At 60.5% G+C, this 17,821-nt stretch carries 20 protein-coding genes and 1 pseudogene; 12 read left to right on the top strand and 9 right to left on the bottom strand.

From position 1 onward, the window contains the following. Positions 1-89: 89 nt before the first annotated feature. Both ACE4RL_RS18865 and ACE4RL_RS18860 read left to right on the top strand, forming a co-directional pair. The gene (locus tag ACE4RL_RS18865; RefSeq protein WP_375600421.1) at positions 90-1,316 is read left to right on the top strand and encodes a nucleoside triphosphate pyrophosphohydrolase family protein; all 1,227 of its coding nucleotides are present in this window, start codon (positions 90-92) and stop codon (positions 1,314-1,316) included. After that, a complete protein-coding gene (locus ACE4RL_RS18860) occupies positions 1,313-1,996 on the top strand; it encodes a uracil-DNA glycosylase (RefSeq protein WP_375600420.1) in 684 nt (227 codons plus the stop codon). The genes ACE4RL_RS18865 and ACE4RL_RS18860 overlap by 4 nt, the downstream gene beginning before the upstream one ends. Before the next feature lie 65 nt (positions 1,997-2,061). Here ACE4RL_RS18860 and ACE4RL_RS18855 read toward each other — a convergent pair whose 3' ends face one another. From ACE4RL_RS18855 to ACE4RL_RS18835, 5 genes are read right to left on the bottom strand one after another with little or no spacing between them, the layout of a single operon-like run. Then, a complete protein-coding gene (locus ACE4RL_RS18855) occupies positions 2,062-2,829 on the bottom strand; it encodes a hypothetical protein (RefSeq protein ID WP_375600419.1) in 768 nt (255 codons plus the stop codon). After that, complete coding sequence (locus ACE4RL_RS18850) at positions 2,777-3,499, bottom strand: C1 family peptidase (protein WP_375600418.1); 723 nt, start codon at positions 3,497-3,499, stop codon at positions 2,777-2,779. Before ACE4RL_RS18850 ends, ACE4RL_RS18855 begins: the two co-directional genes overlap by 53 nt. Beyond that, on the bottom strand, positions 3,496-4,524 hold the full coding sequence (locus ACE4RL_RS18845) for an ImmA/IrrE family metallo-endopeptidase (protein WP_375600428.1): 1,029 nt from the start codon (positions 4,522-4,524) through the stop codon (positions 3,496-3,498). Before ACE4RL_RS18845 ends, ACE4RL_RS18850 begins: the two co-directional genes overlap by 4 nt. Continuing rightward, positions 4,511-4,891 (bottom strand): helix-turn-helix domain-containing protein, encoded by a 381-nt coding sequence (locus ACE4RL_RS18840; protein ID WP_375600417.1) that lies wholly within the window; start codon positions 4,889-4,891, stop codon positions 4,511-4,513. Before ACE4RL_RS18840 ends, ACE4RL_RS18845 begins: the two co-directional genes overlap by 14 nt. After that, the gene (locus ACE4RL_RS18835; protein ID WP_375600416.1) at positions 4,888-5,181 is read right to left on the bottom strand and encodes a hypothetical protein; all 294 of its coding nucleotides are present in this window, start codon (positions 5,179-5,181) and stop codon (positions 4,888-4,890) included. Before ACE4RL_RS18835 ends, ACE4RL_RS18840 begins: the two co-directional genes overlap by 4 nt. 465 nt (positions 5,182-5,646) lie before the next feature. On the opposite strand from ACE4RL_RS18835, the gene ACE4RL_RS18830 reads away from it, so the two are divergent. After that, complete coding sequence (locus ACE4RL_RS18830; RefSeq protein ID WP_375600415.1) at positions 5,647-6,429, top strand: L,D-transpeptidase family protein; 783 nt, start codon at positions 5,647-5,649, stop codon at positions 6,427-6,429. Between the two features lie 388 nt (positions 6,430-6,817). Here the strand turns inward: ACE4RL_RS18830 and ACE4RL_RS18825 are convergent, their stop codons facing one another. The 3 genes and pseudogenes from ACE4RL_RS18825 to ACE4RL_RS18815 all read right to left on the bottom strand — a co-directional run bounded on the left by ACE4RL_RS18825 (position 6,818) and on the right by ACE4RL_RS18815 (position 8,427). Beyond that, entirely contained in the window at positions 6,818-7,252 is a 435-nt protein-coding gene (locus ACE4RL_RS18825; RefSeq protein WP_375600414.1) for a CBS domain-containing protein, read from the bottom strand. Between the two features lie 376 nt (positions 7,253-7,628). Beyond that, a pseudogene (locus ACE4RL_RS18820) lies at positions 7,629-7,912 on the bottom strand (MerR family DNA-binding protein); the annotation flags it as partial. A 128-nt stretch (positions 7,913-8,040) separates the two neighbouring features. After that, positions 8,041-8,427, bottom strand: coding sequence for a helix-turn-helix domain-containing protein (locus ACE4RL_RS18815; protein WP_375600427.1), 387 nt, complete (start codon positions 8,425-8,427; stop codon positions 8,041-8,043). Positions 8,428-8,529: 102 nt separating this feature from the next. Between ACE4RL_RS18815 and ACE4RL_RS18810 the strand changes: the two genes are divergently transcribed. From ACE4RL_RS18810 to ACE4RL_RS18785, 6 genes are all read left to right on the top strand, one after another. After that, complete coding sequence (locus ACE4RL_RS18810; RefSeq protein WP_375600413.1) at positions 8,530-8,919, top strand: mercuric transporter MerT family protein; 390 nt, start codon at positions 8,530-8,532, stop codon at positions 8,917-8,919. Positions 8,920-8,931: 12 nt separating this feature from the next. Then, the gene (locus tag ACE4RL_RS18805) at positions 8,932-9,249 is read left to right on the top strand and encodes a hypothetical protein (protein ID WP_375600412.1); all 318 of its coding nucleotides are present in this window, start codon (positions 8,932-8,934) and stop codon (positions 9,247-9,249) included. Beyond that, positions 9,246-9,665, top strand: coding sequence for a mercury resistance system transport protein MerF (merF, locus tag ACE4RL_RS18800; protein ID WP_375600411.1), 420 nt, complete (start codon positions 9,246-9,248; stop codon positions 9,663-9,665). The genes ACE4RL_RS18805 and merF overlap by 4 nt, the downstream gene beginning before the upstream one ends. Beyond that, complete coding sequence (locus ACE4RL_RS18795; protein ID WP_375600410.1) at positions 9,662-9,802, top strand: hypothetical protein; 141 nt, start codon at positions 9,662-9,664, stop codon at positions 9,800-9,802. Before merF ends, ACE4RL_RS18795 begins: the two co-directional genes overlap by 4 nt. A gap of 3 nt (positions 9,803-9,805) precedes the next feature. Beyond that, a complete protein-coding gene (merA, locus tag ACE4RL_RS18790) occupies positions 9,806-11,230 on the top strand; it encodes a mercury(II) reductase (RefSeq protein WP_375600409.1) in 1,425 nt (474 codons plus the stop codon). Positions 11,231-11,386: 156 nt separating this feature from the next. Beyond that, positions 11,387-12,733 (top strand): dihydrolipoyl dehydrogenase family protein, encoded by a 1,347-nt coding sequence (locus ACE4RL_RS18785; protein ID WP_375600408.1) that lies wholly within the window; start codon positions 11,387-11,389, stop codon positions 12,731-12,733. Between the two features lie 712 nt (positions 12,734-13,445). Here ACE4RL_RS18785 and ACE4RL_RS18780 read toward each other — a convergent pair. Next, on the bottom strand, positions 13,446-14,186 hold the full coding sequence (locus tag ACE4RL_RS18780) for a ZIP family metal transporter (RefSeq protein ID WP_375600407.1): 741 nt from the start codon (positions 14,184-14,186) through the stop codon (positions 13,446-13,448). 585 nt (positions 14,187-14,771) lie between these two features. Here ACE4RL_RS18780 and ACE4RL_RS18775 point away from each other — a divergent pair. The 3 genes from ACE4RL_RS18775 to gnd all read left to right on the top strand — a co-directional run bounded on the left by ACE4RL_RS18775 (position 14,772) and on the right by gnd (position 17,524). Then, positions 14,772-16,019 carry a murein L,D-transpeptidase gene (locus ACE4RL_RS18775; protein WP_375600406.1) on the top strand — a complete coding sequence of 416 codons (1,248 nt, stop codon included), beginning with the start codon at positions 14,772-14,774 and terminating at the stop codon, positions 16,017-16,019. Beyond that, positions 16,016-16,309 (top strand): cation transporter, encoded by a 294-nt coding sequence (locus ACE4RL_RS18770; RefSeq protein ID WP_375600405.1) that lies wholly within the window; start codon positions 16,016-16,018, stop codon positions 16,307-16,309. Before ACE4RL_RS18775 ends, ACE4RL_RS18770 begins: the two co-directional genes overlap by 4 nt. Positions 16,310-16,525: 216 nt before the next feature. Further along, complete coding sequence (gene gnd / locus ACE4RL_RS18765) at positions 16,526-17,524, top strand: phosphogluconate dehydrogenase (NAD(+)-dependent, decarboxylating) (RefSeq protein ID WP_375600404.1); 999 nt, start codon at positions 16,526-16,528, stop codon at positions 17,522-17,524. Positions 17,525-17,821: the final 297 nt, after the last annotated feature.

The raw sequence follows: 17,821 nt of genomic DNA, 5'->3' as shown, positions 1-17,821 counted from the left end.
TAGCCACTTCCCCTGTCAGAAGAATTCGCCCTCCGATTCACTTGCGTCAATGGTTTGCCTGCGGCAAGATTCTTGGAGGGGGAATCAATATGGCTGTAGACGGTCGCGCGTTGCTCAGGAACCAAGGCTCCCTCTTCGGTGACAGCGACCGGCCCATCGGGCTTGATGAGTTCCAGGACTTCACCACCCGAACCGACCGCAATGACAAGTCGGGCGTCGACGGCCTGGGCTTTGTGCTCCTCGGCTTGTTCGGAGAGGTAGGAAGCCTTCTCAGTGCTCTCAAGAAAAAGCAGCGCGATAAGGATGCCTTCGCGGCCTACCACGAGGAGGTCATCGAAGAACTGGGCGACGCTCTATGGTACTTCGCGAATGCCGCACTCCGCGCTGAGCTACCGCTAAGCCAGATCGCCCGAAGCGTTCCCGCTCGACTCGAGGATTGGGATTATAAAGGCCGATCAGGAGCCTCGACATTCGAGGACCTGCAGCAGCCCGAAGTGCCCTTCGCGGAAATCCTGGCAGGCGAGGAGGTAGAGCACCGCCTGCTCGCTTTAGCAGGCAAGGTTGGAGTGCTCCTGGCTGATTGGAGCGAAGGGCAGATCAAGGAGAACCGCGATCGTCTGTCGGCCGACTTAGTTGAGATTTTTCGCGCGTTGCTGATGGCGGCCGACGACGCTCATGTGAGCCTCGAACAGGCGGCCCGTAACAATGTGGCCAAAACGCTCGGTCGCTGGCCGGACCAGCAGCACTGGGGCCCTCTGTTCGATGAAGGCTTCCCCGAATATGAGCAATTACCACGGCAGATGCGGGTCGAGTTCATTGAGAGAACGGTGAACGGTCGGACATTTGTCGTTCAGCGATGGAACGGCGTCAATCTCGGCAGCCCGCTGACCGACAATCGCCACGAACAGGACGACTATCGATACCACGACGTCTTTCACCTGGCCTTCGCCGGCATCCTTGGCTGGTCGCCGACAATGCGGGCACTGTTGCGTCTGAAACGCAAAAGCAGGCCAGAGGTCGATGAGAACGAGGATGGCGCGCGCGCCAACATCATCGAAGAAGGCATCTCGACGTGGATCTTCAATCATGGTCTACGGCAGGCCGAGTTTCGAAACGCTACCTCTCTCGACTACGGTCTGCTTAAGGCTGTCCATGAGCTGGTACGCGGCTACGAGGTTGAGAAGCGCCCGCTCTGGCAGTGGGAGCGAGCGATTCTCGAAGGGTTTCGGGTGTTTCGAGAGCTCAAGAAGCATCGCAATGGCGCGGTCGTCATTGACCTAACCAAGCGTACGGTCGATTTTGAAGAGCTGCCATGAGTGACTACCCACGGAACGCCGCAGAATTTGTAGAACTCGTTGCCGGCCTTAGGTTCGAAGACGCCTTCAACCCATACTCGGACCTGTGTTCGGACTTCGACCGTCCCGACGCCGCTCAGATTCGCCGCCACAACCTGGAGATGGTGCTGGACGCGGCGATCGACCGAGGTGTTGAATCTATTTGGGTGGCCCGTGACCTGGGTTACCGCGGCGGACGCCGGACCGGTTTGGCTCTGACGGACGAAGCACACTTGGCCGCGCACGCTGATCTACTGGGCACGCCCCCCTTGTCGCGTTCCACCAATGGTCCCATGGTCGCTGAACGTACTGCGACCGTGATCTGGCAGATGCTTATTGCCATCAGGCAGCCTGTCTTCCTTTGGAACGTCTTTCCGCTCCATCCTCATGTCGCCGGGGACCCTATGTCCAATCGTTGCCATACCCGCAGCGAACGACTGGCCAGTAAGCACGTGATGGTCGGGCTTATCCACCTCCTGGCACCGCGACGTGTTCTCGCGATCGGCCGCGATGCTCAGCTGGCACTTGAGGATCTCGGGGTTACCGCAGAGAAGGTCAGGCATCCCAGTTACGGCGGGCAAACCGAGTTCATCGAGGGCGTCAGCGCACACTACGGCCTGGGGCTCATGGACAAGCAGGAAACCCTCCCGCTCTTCGCCTAGCGTCCTCCTCTGTCGCGACCCAGAAACTTACTGCGACGCTGCCGCGCGAGCGTGAGCCTGCCCCCTCAGGCAGCAGCCCTGAGGAGCCGCGCCGCACAATCGTCTACCAAAGAGAGGACGTCGGCTTTGCCCCAGCCTTCAGTGTCGAGGCGGGCCGATGTGGAATTCACGGTCAGCGTGCCGACCTCGAAACCGGATTCTCGGGCGATGAATTCCAGGAGACGGCCCAGGCCCAGCAGGTTGCCCAAGGTCTTTTGGACGTAATAGTGGTTCCGGTAGAGCGCGATCATGTGCAGGGAGCCGTTCCGTTCCGGCTTCAACTCGATCATGCTCAGGCATTGCCTGTTTAGCGCTTTGCGCAAATCTCTCGCCGGGTCTGAGATTATGATCTCATAACGGTTCTCATAGAAGCGTCCCTCGCGGGCGTTTTTCAACATCCGGATATTCTCGGCGACCTGGTCGATATGGCCGCCTTTTCGGTCCTGCCAACTGACCATGCGCTCGAAGTAGCGCCCCCATTCGCCCGGAGTGCACATACGGCGCTTATAGACTTCCATGTAGCGCTCTCGCAGAGCATCGATTCCGTCGCCCCGGTCTAGCGCGGAGGGAAAGATTGTGTTGACCACGGTAGAGACGGGGTATGCACCATGTTGCCTGAGAAAGCGGTCCACCGTCATGATCACAGCCTCATCATCATCATCCGCACCAACGGGGTGCTCGATGTGAAGCATAAGGCCGCCGAGAGTAAGGTTGGGCTCGGCCCGGAGGCGGACTGCTGCCTCAACCCACGCGCGCGTGGGCGTGGATGCCGCCGGCATCGGATTGTAGAACATCGCCGTCTCCTTCGCTGATGCTGAATCCGCCGAACAGACGGCGGGACACATATGTCTCTCTTACCCAAGCATGCCCATCGGCGCCCCAGGCTGGACCCCACGAATTCCGCACCAGGATGAGGTCCTCACTCCCGATGCGGCCATACCCAACGGCGACCACTGCGTGTCCGCGCTGAGGGTCAATCGGTTCGCTGTCATCGGGAAGGATGATCTCGTTTCCTGTTCGGAGCCAAGTTGCCGCTGCAGTGAAAGCGGCCGAAACAAAGATCGCAAGGACCACCGGCTTGCCGCCTTCGAGCGCTTGCCGAACTTGTGCAAGGTTTGTGCCGCAGCCATCTGAGCCGCACCGAAAAATCGGGGAGACGCTGGTTGGAGGGCGCCATGCGGCGCCGTTAATGGGCCGACCATCATAGGGCCAGGACGCCTCTAGGGGTTGGCCGATGTCCTGCAGAACTTGGCGGGTGTCCGGCAGAGTGGTGCCCTCGCCGGGTCCGGTGCCGGCGCGCTGTGCGGCATGGTAGAACAACCACTCTACGCAGAGGGGATCTACTTCACCACGCGCCTTCTCGTGAGCTGCCGAGGCGGCAAACGACAAGCATGTCGGGCGGCGACCCTGATCGCGCACAGGTCCTAGAACAGGCCGCAGATCTTGTATGACATCCAGCGTCATGAGGCAGCCAAAAGCTCCTGGCGCTGCGGCTCGAACAAACCAGTCTCGTCACTCGTTGCAGTCTTGCAGTAGAGCGTCAGGAGCTGCGGATCATCATCAGGGGCCCACGGCCTCACCTCGCGCAACGTCAACATTCCGGCCAAGGGCCTCTCCGCATGGGCGAGAACGCGTCGGACGGTGGGCGCGCCGATCTGGCCCGCGGGAACGGGTTCCCGTCCATCTCTGAGAATGGCAAAGCCGGCGTCGCGCAGTTCGTCGAATGTCCAGACGTAGCCGCTGCCGCTATCTTCCTTCAGTCGAAGCAGGAAAAGGTCGTCGCGGCTCGCTTCGATCACAGCGCCCTCGTCACGCTCGGTCAGGTGCCATACGTCGACACGCTGCGCGTTCTGCAACGTATAGTCGCCCAGAAGCTGCCTCTTCAGATCTCGCGGTTCGGCGCTTCGGAGCTGCTGTCCCAAACTGCGACCGATGACGTGTTCCCGTTCAAGAGCAAACACCGTGGCGCGATAGCTCGTCCCAAAGCGGAGAGATGCCTGATAGACGATTTCGGGCTGCTCAAAGTGCCGGGGCTCCCAGCCCCGCAGCTCCATCTGTTCCTTGATGAGATAGGGTGGAAGCAGAAAGTACGACGCAAACGCGTCTGCTTCTCTTTCCTCGGGAGGAATGGAAGGTCCCCTAGCTGAGTCATTTGCCCAAGGTGCGCGACGCAGGATGCCCTCGTCATCGGCATGGGGATCATGGCCAAGAAACATATGGCCGAGTTCGTGCGCTGCAGTGAACCGCTGCATGCCAAGCGGCCGCCGGGTACTCAGGATGATCCCGGCAACCCCATCTTCGCGAATGAAGGCCCCGAGAAGTGGCTCAAGCGGCTGGAACATTAGCATCGCGCCCATTCGGGCAATGCAGCCGAAGACGTCGACCCGTTGTGCGCGAGAAGCGCCGATGTCGAGCCGCAGATCCCGCTGAAGCCGTTTGGCCCCACGGATGCCGCGAAGGATGGATTCGCGCTCGCTACGACCGACCATCACCAGAAACCTTCGACCTGGAACGCAGGAACTCTGCAAATCGCTGGAGTTCCTGACGATCGTTGTCCGACAGAGCGCTTGCGGTGCGCGCTAAGAACGCAACATCAGCGGGAACGGTCGGCTCTGTTTCTTCGCCGGTGAACCAAGTCACCGGACGCTGATAGAGGCGGGCAAGCTTCTTCAATTCGATGGCGCTGACGCCACGGCGTCCATTTTCGATTTCCGACACCGCCGTGCGGGGCAACTCCATGTGTTGTGCGACCTGGTCCTGCTTAAGCCCCACATATTCCCTCGCCTCGCGCAGCTTTGCGCCGAGGACCAGGCTCTCGTCCTCGGCAACGGCGAAGCCGATCCGTTCGGTGGTCATGACACTTGCTCTCCTTCGGGCTGCTCTTCCGTTTGCCGCTCTTCCAGCAACTCGACAACCCGCTGGGAAAAGACAGCGACGCATGTATCCTCGTCATCGAAGCCACCTGGAGGCATTGCCGCCTCAGGTAGCTTGACGTTGAATTCTTCTTCGATTCGGAGAGCAATCGATATCATGACCAAGGAGTCGACTTGGGGCTCCCACCCTGCCTTCGGTGTTGGTCGATCAGCTTGGGCGCTCCGTATCTCGTCACGGATTACGTCTTCGATTGTTGCAATCGACACAGTCATCGATGACCTCATGTCTAGAAATCCGACACACATATAGCGCATGTCGGAATTTCCGACAATAGCATCTCAGGCGAATGTGTCATCGGGTAAAAGTCGGCCCTCCGGTGTCGCAATGGCCGCGCGTGGCGGTCGCTCTGGCTAGGTGATGGAATTGAGGCAGTCTATCGCGGGGAGAAGGGAGTCCGAAATATGCGACAAGTTTCGGACTAGGGCAGGGGCAATTCTGGCATTGGATTCGCATAAAATGCGGAATGGAATTACTGGGCCCTCATAGGTTCACTCCTTCCTTTTTGGGAGATGGCTGCTAAGCATGTGGCGGAACAACGAAGCCCTTTCATCGTTGCTCCGCTTAGGGTCAATCACGATCCCGAGATCGTCGCCCGGGAAGAGTAAAGGCCTGACGCCGGGTCACCCGTACGTAACGGCCATTGTCTATGGTTGCTGAAAGCTTTTTGGACAAACAGCATGCTCGGCAACACTCTACGCGCCCTTGGCCTCGTCACGATGACCTTTTTCCTGGCCGCGTGCAGCCAGTTTGTTGGCGACAATCGTCACAATGTTCCACTCGTCAAGCCTGTGTTGGACAGGCTGGCCGAGATCGGCTCATCGCCGTCCGAGCCCATGGTCATCCGCGTTTACAAACAGAGCTCTGAACTCGAGGTCTGGAAGCGGACGAATACCGGGGACTACGCCTTGTTCAAGACTTACCCGATCTGCAAATGGTCCGGGGATCTGGGGCCAAAGATCCGCGAGGGCGATCTACAGTCGCCCGAGGGGTTCTACGACGTTACGCCCGCGCTGATGAATCCGAAGTCATCTTACTGGCTGTCCTTCAACGTCGGCTTTCCCAACAAGTTCGACCAGGCATGGGGGCGTACGGGCACCTATCTCATGATCCATGGGGATTGCCTGTCGGTCGGCTGCTATGCCATGACGGACGAGGGGATCAAGGAAATCTACGCGCTTGCTCGCGAGACTTTCCGCGGTGGCAATTCCTCGTTTCAGCTCCAGCTTCTGCCGTTCCGCATGACTGAGGCGAACCTCTCCCAGCACGCTGACAGTCCGCATGCACCGTTCTGGCGCGACTTGAAGGTGGGTACCGACCTGTTCGATGCCACCCGGCGCCCACCAGCGTGGGACGTTTGCGAGCGTCGCTACGTCTTCAACCCCAACGGATCATCACATGGTCCCTTGGATCCAAATGGCGTCTGTCCAGCAGGGGTCTACTCCACGATGACAGCGCTTTGAGGGGTCAGTGCTGATAGTCGTGGTGATCGGGCAGTTCGGCATCACCCCGTAGAACAACTGCTTCTATGGTCGCGGTCGTGCCGCCGTCGTGGCAATTGTCACGGCAGACTATGGCGTCAGCCAGACCACCGCGCCGATGCCGAACGTCGCGAGACTACGTCCAAACAGACGGTCCAGGTGATCATGGCCTTGCGTCTCTCCTTGGGCGGTTGAGGCAAGCGATCTCCTGGTTTCCTTGCGGCGGATTTATCTACGCAGATATTTCACCAAGGCCAGTAGGGCCAAGACCAGCAGCACCAAGATGAGGATCCAAAAAATCCCCATGCCGAAGATCATTCCGCCACCCATCATTCCATCAAACATGCCGCTGTCTCCGGTTTTCGCTCTGCTAGCAGCAGCCCGATTTGCGTTCTGGCTTCGAGATCTGATGTACAAGATCCGCAGTTTCCCGATCGCTGGCGCTGCGGGCAACGTCCGCTTGGGCGACTATTCCACAGCATTTCCCGTTTTCATCAGTAACGATTGCCCGCCTGACCTGGCGTTCTTCCATCTTGTCGCAGCAGGACGACACTTCCTCATCCGGTGTCGTCGTTAAGACGTCTGTGGACATGACCTCAGAGACCGGTGTGTCGACTCCCTTCCCCTGTGCTACGGCGCTGCAGCAGATATCACGATCGGTAACGATCCCCACCGGCTCTCCCGAATCGTTGAGTACCGGTACGGACCCAACCGACTGATCCGCCATAATTTGCGCAGCATCCCGGACGGTATCGGCGCGACCGCAGCAGGCGGGGTCGCGGCTCATGATTTCTTGAACTTGCATGGCTGTTCTCCTTAATTACTAACCCGAACGCTGCATGTTTGGGGTGGTTCCGAAACATTTTAGGTACTTGGAACCAATCGAGAGGGCTTCATGGATCACGCTGCAACGAGTGCCCACCCTCGCTCAGCACGTATCGCTACAGCCACAGTGAAAGGTAGCATTGGAGAATAGACTCACCGGCATCCGATAATCAGGCAGGTTTCGATTTGCGCGGTTGTAGTCATTCAACCCTCCTCGAAACAAATCCAGAGGTGGACCCGCAGAGCAGTCTCATAAAGCGACTGCCTGATGTCAGGATCCTGCCCTCCGGCCAGGATCCTCGCAGGTGACTTCGCATCGATGACTCAGCCGATCGCGACATCAGTCGCCCCCGACATCAGTTTGTGTGCAGATGGTGCTTGCACTTGTCGTGATCGGCAAGTATCTCGATGACGCGGCAGGTCTCTACGCGTCCGTGGCTGCACCCCTCGATCATCCGACTCAATTCTGCCTGCAGCGCAGTCAGGCTTGCAATCTTGCGAGCGACCTCGGCGAGGCGCGCTTTGGCGATTGCATCCGCGTCGGCGCGGGGTTGGTCGGGCCGATCCTGAAGGCAAGCAAGATCTGGATCTGATTGAGGTCGAAGCCCAGTTTACGCGAGTGCCGGATTAAACTCAGGCGCCGACAGGAGTAGGTGTTGCTTCATCATGCCAATATGCCTTGGGGGTGACGTCGCGTAAATGGCGCGGTTGGGCGCAAGTCCCCAGATCGCACGGGCGTCAGCTTGCGTATTGGTGGTGGTTCGACGTTCAGTCTAGCAAGACGTCGAGGATCGGACAGGCTGGCACATTGCTTCCGCTGCATTGAGCCAATGTGGCGCTCAATGCCTTTTCAATCCGTCGCAGATTGGCAATCTTGTCCCGCACGTCCCTTAGATGTGCTGCGGCGACACCCTCCACTTCAGCACATGTTTGGCTATGGCTATCGACGAGGCTTAGCAGGCCCTTGATCTCATCAAGAGAGAACCCCAGCGCTCGGGCGCGCGTGATGAAGCGAAGCCGACTCACATGATCTTCACCGTAGCTGCGATAGCCGTTCGGGTCCCGAGGTGGATCGGGCATGACGCCGATCGTCTCGTAGTAGCGGATGGTCTCCAGGTTGCATCCCGTCGCCCGAGCGAGGGCGCCCCGCTGCATCGGCTTCACGGAAGCGTGACCTATTCCCATTCGGAACCCCCTTGAGCCTGTATGTACTACAGACCTTAGGACTCCTAGCAGATGATCGCAAGGAGACACTGCATGGACAGCACGGAATCTGCATTGCCGGGGGATGCGTCCGACGTCCCGGAAGGCCGCGGCTGGACCAGCACCGCCTTGGCGGCGCTTGGCGCACTGGTCATGACATCCTGCTGCATCCTGCCACTAGTGCTCGTCAGCTTCGGAATCAGCGGGGTTTTCATCGCCCAGATGGGCGCTCTGTACGCCTACAAGTGGTATACCTTCGGCATCGCCGCCGCGTTCCTGGGCTATGGTTTTTACAGGGCCTACCAGCCGATCCGCTGCGCCGATGGCACCTGCGCTCGCCCGATGAACCGGACCGCAATGCGCGCCGTGCTCTGGGTGGCGGCTGTGGTGATCCTCGTCGCCATGCTGTTCCCCTACGCCACGCCCTACATCCTTTCGTTCTGAAGGAACCCTGACATGAAATCCCTGCTTCCCGGCGCTTTGGCGCTGACCACTCTTATCTCCGCCCCTGCCTTCGCCGCCGAGCAGGTCATCCGCCTCGAGGTCGGCGGGCTGACCTGTCCCTCGTGCTCGTTCATCGTCGGCAACTCGCTGAAATCCGTCGAAAGCGTGGTGATCGAGGACTTCGTCGAAGGCGAGGATGCGAGTGAGGGGCTTTATACGGTTCGTTTCGACGACGCAGTCACCTCCGCCGACGCCCTCATTGCGGCGGTTGAAAAGAACGGCTACCCGGCTGCGCTTCTTGAAGGCCCGATGGGTGATGAGGGCTCTTGAGGCAGGATTCCGATCATCCGGATCGACCGTCAGAGCAGCCGGACAAGGCCCAGGCGAACCGCTTGCTGAGGGGCGGCCTCGGCGGCGCGCTATTCGCGGCACTCTGCTGTTTCACGCCGCTTCTGGTTGTCGTGCTAACTGGCGCAGGCCTGTCGGCGGTGACCGGGTGGCTGGATTACGCGTTGTTCCCGCTGCTGTTCGTCAGCCTCGCGGTGGTTGCGCAGGCACTGTGGCTGCGCGCCGCGCGGCCCGGACCCTCCCCCAAGATTTGGGCCGCGCTCATCGCGGTGCTGCTCTCGGTATTGATCATCGTTCTGGAGTTCCGCGGGGCGTTGATCCTCACGCTCCTCGCCGCGGCGCTGCCCGGTGCCTACGCTCTCTACCTCAATCGCCGTGCCAAGGAGGTGCGACCATGATGGCGGCTGCCTGCTGTTCTCCCATCGGCCCTTTCATGGGCCTGATCTCGATGGCTACGCCTTTGGTGGCGATCGGCGCCATTCTTTATCTGGTCTTCGCCAAGCCGAAGGCTGATCCGACGACGAAAGTGACTTGATCGATGAAAGACTGCTGCTCGAACGAAAACGGCGCCTACGACCTCATCGTCGTGGGAGCCGGCTCCGCCGGCTTCTCCGCGTCGATCACCGCCGCCGAGGCTGGCAAGCGCGTCGCGCTTGTGGGCCACGGGATGATCGGAGGGACCTGCGTCAACTTCGGCTGTGTGCCCTCGAAGGCCATGATCCGTGCGGCCGAGGCGCTTCATGGCGCGAGCGCGGCTGCGCGCTTTCCCGGCCTGTCCGGTGCGGCGCAGGTCGATGACTGGTCCCGGCTCGTCGCCAGCAAGGACGATCTGGTCGCAACATTGCGCCAGAAGAAATACGCGGATCTTCTGCCGGCCTATGAGGGGATTGACTACATCGACGAGGGTCCGGCGACGCTGGTCGATGGCGGCATCGAGGTGGGCGGACGCAAGATCACGGCCCCCAAGACGCTGATCGCCACGGGAAGTCGTTCGCTCGTCCCGGCGCTTCGCGGTATCGAGGATGTGGAGCCGCTCGACAGCAAGTCGCTTCTGGAACTGGAGACACTGCCAGGAAGCCTGATCTTCGTCGGAGCCGGATACATTGGCGCGGAGCTGGCGCAGATGATGGCCCGAATGGGGGTGAGGGTGACCATGGTTGCCCGTTCACGTCTGTTGCCAGGGGCCGAGCCGGAAGTTTCGGACGCCTTGTCGGCCGCCTTCGCGGCAGAGGGCATCACCCTTCTGACCGGCCTGCAGTATGACAGCATCACCAAATCAGAGGACGGCGTCACCCTGCGGATCACGCAAGAAGGGGTCGCGAAGGACGTCACGGCGGAGCATATCGTCATCACCGCCGGTCGGCAGGCAAATACCGAAGGTCTCGGCCTCGAGGAGGCGGGTGTGCAAACTGACAGCCGCGGCGGGATCGTCGTGGGGCAGGACATGCAGACCTCGCACCCCGGGATCTATGCTGCCGGCGACGTGACGGACCGCGACCAATTCGTCTACATGGCGGCATACGGCGCCAAGATCGCGGCCCGCAACGCGGTGGCGGATGCCGGGAAGCAATATGACAACAGCACGATGCCCTGGGTGGTTTTTACCGATCCGCAGGTGGCAGGGGTCGGCCTCAGCGAGCAACAGGCGCGCGATGCCGGACACGAAGTAAAGACCTCGGTGCTGCCGCTCGACCAGGTGCCGCGGGCCCAGGCGGCACGCGATACGCGCGGACTTATCAAGCTCGTGGCAGACCGGGAAACGGACCGACTGCTCGGCGGACAGATCATCGCGCCCGAAGGTTCTGATACTATCCAGACGCTGGTGATGGCACTGAAGGCCGGCATGACCATCAAGGCGCTCGGCGAAACGATCTTCCCCTATCTGACGACCGTCGAGGGCCTAAAGCTCGCAGCACAGGCCTTCGATAAGGACGTCGCCTTGCTGAGTTGCTGCGCGGGTTAGGGTATTGCCTGCCTTGGCCCGTATGTCGGCCAGCCGGACCGCCCCAGCCGAGTGGGCTTTGGTGACGTTTGCGGAACTCACGGGACAACCCGCCGTTCGACGATAGCAACAGAACCATGCCAAACCGATATCTGGTTCCAGGTTGAGGAGTTTACGATGAGCAGGATCTACGACGTGATCGTTATCGGCAGCGGAACCGCTGCGACCACCGTGGCAAAGCGCGTCAGCGCCGCGGGCCGAAGCGTTGCCGTAACCGATTTCCGCCCCTATGGCGGCACCTGTGCACTTCGCGGCTGCGATCCCAAGAAGATGCTGATCGGGGGCACCTCTGCCGCCGACCACGCCCGCCGGATGCACGGCAAGGGAGTCGACGGCGAGGTGCGGATCGACTGGCGCGAACTGCTGGAGTTCAAGCGCGGCTTTACCGATCCGGTGCCGGACAAGAAGGAGAAGAGCTTCTCCGAAAGCGGCATCGCGACCTTCCATGGGCGGGCCCGCTTCGTTGGCCCGAATGCTGTTGAGGTCGATGGCGAAACACTGGAGGCCAGGCACATCGTCCTGGCGACCGGGGCGGAGCCGATGAAGCTGGGCATTTCCGGCGAGGAGCACCTGATCGACAACGAGGGCTTCCTCGAGATGGAAAACCTGCCACGCCGGATCATGTTGGTCGGCGGAGGCTATATCGCCGCCGAGTTCTCCCATATCGCCGCGCGAGCCGGGGCCGAGGTAACGATCCTCCAGCACGGCGACCGGATGCTCACGGGCTTCGATCCGGACCTGGTCGGATGGCTGACGGAGAAGTACGAAGAGATCGGGGTGACCTTGCATACCGGAACCGAGGTCAAGGGTATCGAGAAGACCGGCGATACCTTTCGCATCACTGCAGCCGGCAAGGGCGGCTCTGAGACCTTCGAAGCGGACGTGGTCGTGCATGCCGCTGGCCGCAAGCCCGACTTCGAGCCACTCGACCTCAAGGCCGGTGGGGTGGAACTGCGGGACGGCAGGCTGGCCCTCAATGAATACCTGCAAAGCATGTCGAACCCGGCCGTCTACGCCGCCGGGGACGCCGCCCAGATGGGCCCGCCGCTCACGCCCGTCTCCAATCACGACGGCAAGGTGGTTGCGGGGAACCTGCTGGAAGGCAATCACCGCACGCCGAACTACAAGGGCGTTCCTTCGGTCGCCTTCACTCTGCCGCCCCTTGCCCGGGTCGGGCTGGACGAATCCGAAGCCCGTGAACAGGGGCTGAAGTTCCGCGTGCAGTGCAATCGGACGCCCGGCTGGTTTTCGACGCGCCAACAGGCTGAATCCGTCTCGGGTTACAAGGTCCTGGTCGAGAAAGGCACCGAGCGCATCCTAGGCGCGCACCTGCTGGGACCACATGCTGACGAGGTCATCAATGTCTTCACTCTGGCTGTGCGGCACGGGTTGACTGCCGCCCAGGTCAAGGACACGATGTTCGCCTATCCCACCGGGGCATCCGACATCTCGTCGATGCTTTGACAGACTGCGCCTATCATCGTCGCTGAAGGCGGCATTATTCGGTTCGAGTACCGGAAGACGATGACGCCGGCGGCCATCGTGCGTGCAACCGGATACGATCCTGATTGGTCTCTCGCTCAGATGGAGGGCGCTTTGGACGACCGCGGCGGAATGATGCACCGTCAGGCGTTTCAGGTGGAGGTCTCTGCTTCATTGGCGTGCCATGGCAGAGAAATAGGGGGTCAAGGCTGATTATGGGCGCGAGCGACGGTGCCCTGATCGTTGAGCCTCTTGACCGATCAATTGCAGCCGGTCTAGGCGACCACAATACTGCCCCCGGTCAATGCAACCGTATGACCAGCATGATCAACGTCAAAACGTCGCATTCCCGACGAAAACAGGTCCCTCTAAGCGGCTCCCCACTCTCCCCAGATTGGTCGCCGATAAGAGCAACGCGCGGAAATCGTTGCGGTGCTTCACATCCATCTGGAAGTCCTTTCTTAGCGCTGTCCCACTCTCATAACCCTCGAAGTTCGTCGGACCGATCACGAGGCCCTACTCCGTCGTCGGGTTCCAAATGTCGATGCAATAATGCCCGCTATGTCTTGGGTGGACTGCTTGCCCTCGCAATCGACCCTGAGGACGGAATCGCCTTCGGTCGGGACCAATCGAAACATTCCACTTCTTCTTGATGGCTTCTGATGTGGGTGGTCGGCCACGCCTTCTGGGGGAGTCAGCTGTCGAGAGCTGCTCCGAGTCCAGCCGAGACAAGTGCGAACAAGGTGAAGCCCCCAACGAACGCCAGGCTGGACTCTCGAGTGTCCGCCTTGGCCTCATGCGCCTCCTTGAGCATGTCCTCGACGGCTGCCAGGACAAGCAGGCCGGCGACGAAGCTCAGGGCCAAATATTTGACAGTGTCCGGCGCGTCTCGCATCCCGAACCAGGCCAGCACCGCAACCGTCAAGCAATAGAAGGGAAAAGAAAAGGCAGCGGCGAGGCGCTGGTGCCTCGGCACCTGCTTCTGGCGCATGTTCGCAATGACGGAATACCCCTCAGGGAAGTCGGCCATCATCTGACCAGCGGCAAGGACTATGGCCAGACTTGTGGCAACTGCAGAGCCGCTTCCGATCATGAGGCCATCACTAGACAGGTCGACAGCGACGGCGACATATATCATCCACATCGAACTGCTGCGGCCCCGGGTGGGCGCCGCCCTGTCGATGACAGCTTCAAGCCCGACATATGACACGCCGCCAAGCGCAAAACCCGCCGCAATCGACCAGCCGGGAATGTTGTTGAGGGCCTCAGGCATCAGCTCTATGGCCACTACGCCGATCACGATGCCGGAAGCCGCGTGAAGCGCGGCGTTTAGTAGTCGGGGGCTGGTTTTCAAAAATTCGGCAACCAGCCCCCCCGCCAGATTCCCCACTCCGGGCAAGAGCGCCAGCCCGATGATCACTGCCAGATCGGCCACTTGCCGCTCCTTGCTTAAGGGCTTCGAACTGGCAGAATGGCCGAGAACTCGAGATGTTCCTTTCTTGACCATCGGCAAGGTAGCAAGATGTCATTTGCATCAAACCCGCGTCACCGCATTGTTGCCGGACTTGAAGATGAAATAGGCTTGTCAGTCTGTGATGATTTCTACCTTGGAACGTTTATGACCATGGCCCCGAGTCGCGGGTTGCTGCCCATCCTGTTTGCTGTCCTTGCCTTGGTGCTATCGGCGCTCCAAGCAGCAGCTGTAGGGCATGCCGTGCCCATAGATCCTGCCATCGTCGCTCACGACGACATCTCTCCGTGCCAAAAAGTCGAGCATCCCCTCCATGCAAAGGGATGTTGCAGCAAAGTTTTCTGTGGCGTTGGGCTGCCTTTGTCGATCGTCTACGGCGTTCCATGTGACGGCTGTCTAGCTCCCACTTCCGACGACGCCCCGGCATATCCGCATCTTCGATCAGGGCTCTTCCGCCCTCCACGTTTCACCTGATCCGCTACAGCCAACAGCCGACGCAAGCCGCTATCCAGCGCGTCGTTGCACGAACGCCAATTCAGGATGAGAACGATGAGAAGACGCGATTTTCTTCGGCTGCTGCCCCTGAGTGCCGCCGCCACCCTACCGATGCTGCGACCGGCCCAGGCACAGTCCCTTTGGGACATGATGAACCAGAACCGTTCGCTCAGCGATGCCGAGAGGGAGGCCAATAGCGCCGCCGCCATCCAGGCCATCGACACTGTCGAACCGATTCTGAGCTACGACACCGCTAACAACCTTCAGATGGCGATTGCCCAGTACGAGCCATTCGTCGCCAGCGGCGGCTGGGAGCAGGTGCCGCAGGCGACATATGGCGTCACCATTGGCGCTGCACGTGATGGTGTCATCCAGCTCAAGCGACGCCTGCTGTCTTCAGCTGACATGGCCATGGTGGAGCGAGTGGACGACGTGATGGATGCGCCGACTGATGCCGCCTTGCGCCGGTTTCAGGCCCGCCATGGGCTGCAGGTCAGCGGTCAGGTCGACGAGGCGACGTGGTATGCCCTCAACGTGCCCGCAGAAACCCGCCTGCATCAGCTTCGGCTGAACCTTCTGCGTGTACAGTGTATGGCGTCGGAGCTCGCCGACCGTTACGTCGTGGTCAACATTCCCGCTGCATTTATCGAGGTGGTGGAAGGCGGCATGGTCCAGCGGCGGCACACCGCGGTGGTCGGTCGAATTGATCGCCAAACACCCATTCTTAAAAGCCGCATCCAACAGATAAACTTCAATCCATACTGGAATGTTCCGGTTTCCATCATCCGTCGCGACCTGATCAAGTACATGAATGAGAACCCGAACTACCTGACGGAGCAAAAGATCCGGATTTTCGACGGCAGTGGCAACGAGCTGCAGCCCAGCCAGATCAATTGGCAGACCGAGGAGGCGGTGAATTACAACTTCCGTCAGGATCCGGGGCCGCTGAACTCGATGGGCAACGTAAAGATCAACTTTCACAACCCCCACGCCGTCTATCTGCACGACACGCCGACCAAAGGCCTGTTCGGTGACAATGCCCGCTTCTATTCCTCAGGCTGCGTACGTGTGGACCAGGTGCAGGACTTCGTCGCCTGGGTGCTGCGCGACAACGGTGACTGGGGCGCTACGGAGATCCAAACCGTGTTCACGACTGGAGAGCGTAAGGATGTGGACGTGAGCAATCCACCAGAAATCCACACCACCTACATCTCCGCCTGGGCAAACCGCAATGGCGTGGTGAGCTTCCGTGATGACGTCTACGAGTTCGACATGGCCGGCAAAGTGACCTTCGAGGCATGACCAGGGCGGAAAAGGTCACCTTCAGCATTACAGGCATGGGCTGCGTCGGCTGCGTTTCGGCAATCGAGAACGCGGTGATGCCGATGAAGGGAGTGGAATACGTTGGTGTCTCCCTTTCCTTGATGACTATGACGGTGCGTCCCGGGCCGGGGTTTGAACTTGCGGCCATTGCCAGCCGGGTGCGCCTGCTCGGCTACGGGGTCGACGAGGAAATGAAACATGAAGCCGCCCCCAGGTCGGGCTGTCCATGCCGAGTCAATTCGACGCGACCCGCAGCCATCAGCGGTTGAGAACGTTGGTGGCGGAACCGGCTCCCCACGGGCAACCGACATGCTCGGGTGGTGGAACTCGGCACCAATGTGGTCGATACTGACATATTGGCCTTACTGGCATGCGGGGCGACGGACTTTTTCCGTCTCAGGTTCGAGAGCGAGCGGTGGGGGTGGGGTGCGCCCCGGTAGAACGTTGAGATCACTGCCGGCTAAGCGGTAAACAGGAGCGAACAAATGCAGTTGGGAATGATTGGTCTTGGTCGGATGGGCGCCAACATGGTCCGGCGCCTGATGCGAGCTGGCCACCAGTGCGTCGTTCATGATCTCGATCCGCAAAGCGTTGCGACCTTGGTGGCCGAGGGCGCCATCGGCGCGGTCGATGTCGTCGATCTGCTGGGCAAGCTCGATCATCCGCGCGCCGTCTGGCTGATGCTGCCAGCTGCAGTCACCGGGCGCATCGCCCGCGAGACCGCCAGCCAGATGGCGCCAGGCGACCTTCTCATCGATGGCGGCAACTCCAACTATCGCAACGCGGTTGACCTTGCCGCCGAACTCGCTCCCGCCGGCGTTTCTTATGTCGATGTCGGTACCAGCGGCGGCGTGTGGGGCCTTGAGCGCGGCTATAGCCTGATGGTGGGCGGCGCTGCTGAGGCGGTCAAGGCGCTGGACCCGATCCTAGCTGCCCTGGCGCCTGGCCCTGATGGGTGTGGGGCCAGTCCAGGCGCGGCCGACACCGCGAGCCTGGGCTATCTTCATTGCGGTCCTGCTGGGGCTGGACACTTCGTTAAGATGGTTCATAACGGCATCGAATACGGCATGATGGCCGCCTATGCCGAGGGTCTGAACATCCTCAAAGCCGCCGATGCCGGCGACGAAACGAGGGCGGCAGACGCCGAAACCGCTCCCTTGCACAATCCGCAATACTACCGTTTCGGCATCGATCTTGCCGCCGTCACCGAAGTGTGGCGCCATGGCAGCGTTATCGGCTCATGGCTGCTCGACCTGACGGCGCATACGCTGAAAGAAGACGCGACCCTGGCGCGCTTCGATGGCAAGGTCTCGGACTCCGGCGAGGGCCGCTGGACCCTGCAGGCCGCGATCGAAATAGGTGTGCCGGCGCCCGTGCTCTCCTCAGCGCTGTTCAATCGGTTCGCATCGCGCGACAATGACGAGTTCGCCAACAAGCTTTTGTCTGCCATGCGGTATTCGTTTGGCGGGCACCAAGAAAAATGAGCATGTCCACACCGCTCTGGAGATCGCCAGTTACGGCCTCGGCTCTTATTGGGACGCCCTCTTGCTGCGGTTCGCTCTTCTTGCCTGACTTGGAGCCAGCCATCATCCCTCCCGGGCCGCCACACATGATGAGGCACGGTGCCACCGGCAACAGACTGCCGACCGATTCTGTGCTCGTGGTCGCGTTGATGTATCAATATTTGAAGTGGAGACGAGCAACGTGAGCACTGCACCTGCTCAAGCGGAAATTCTCGATGTGATTGTCGTCGGTGGGGGCCCCGCCGGACTTAACGCTGC

The organism is Devosia polycyclovorans, from assembly GCF_042181575.1.
GTDB classification, from domain to species: Bacteria; Pseudomonadota; Alphaproteobacteria; order Rhizobiales; family Devosiaceae; genus Devosia; species Devosia polycyclovorans.
The sequence above is the reverse complement of the archived record's forward strand: the minus strand, read 5'-3'. Positions and strand labels throughout refer to the sequence as shown.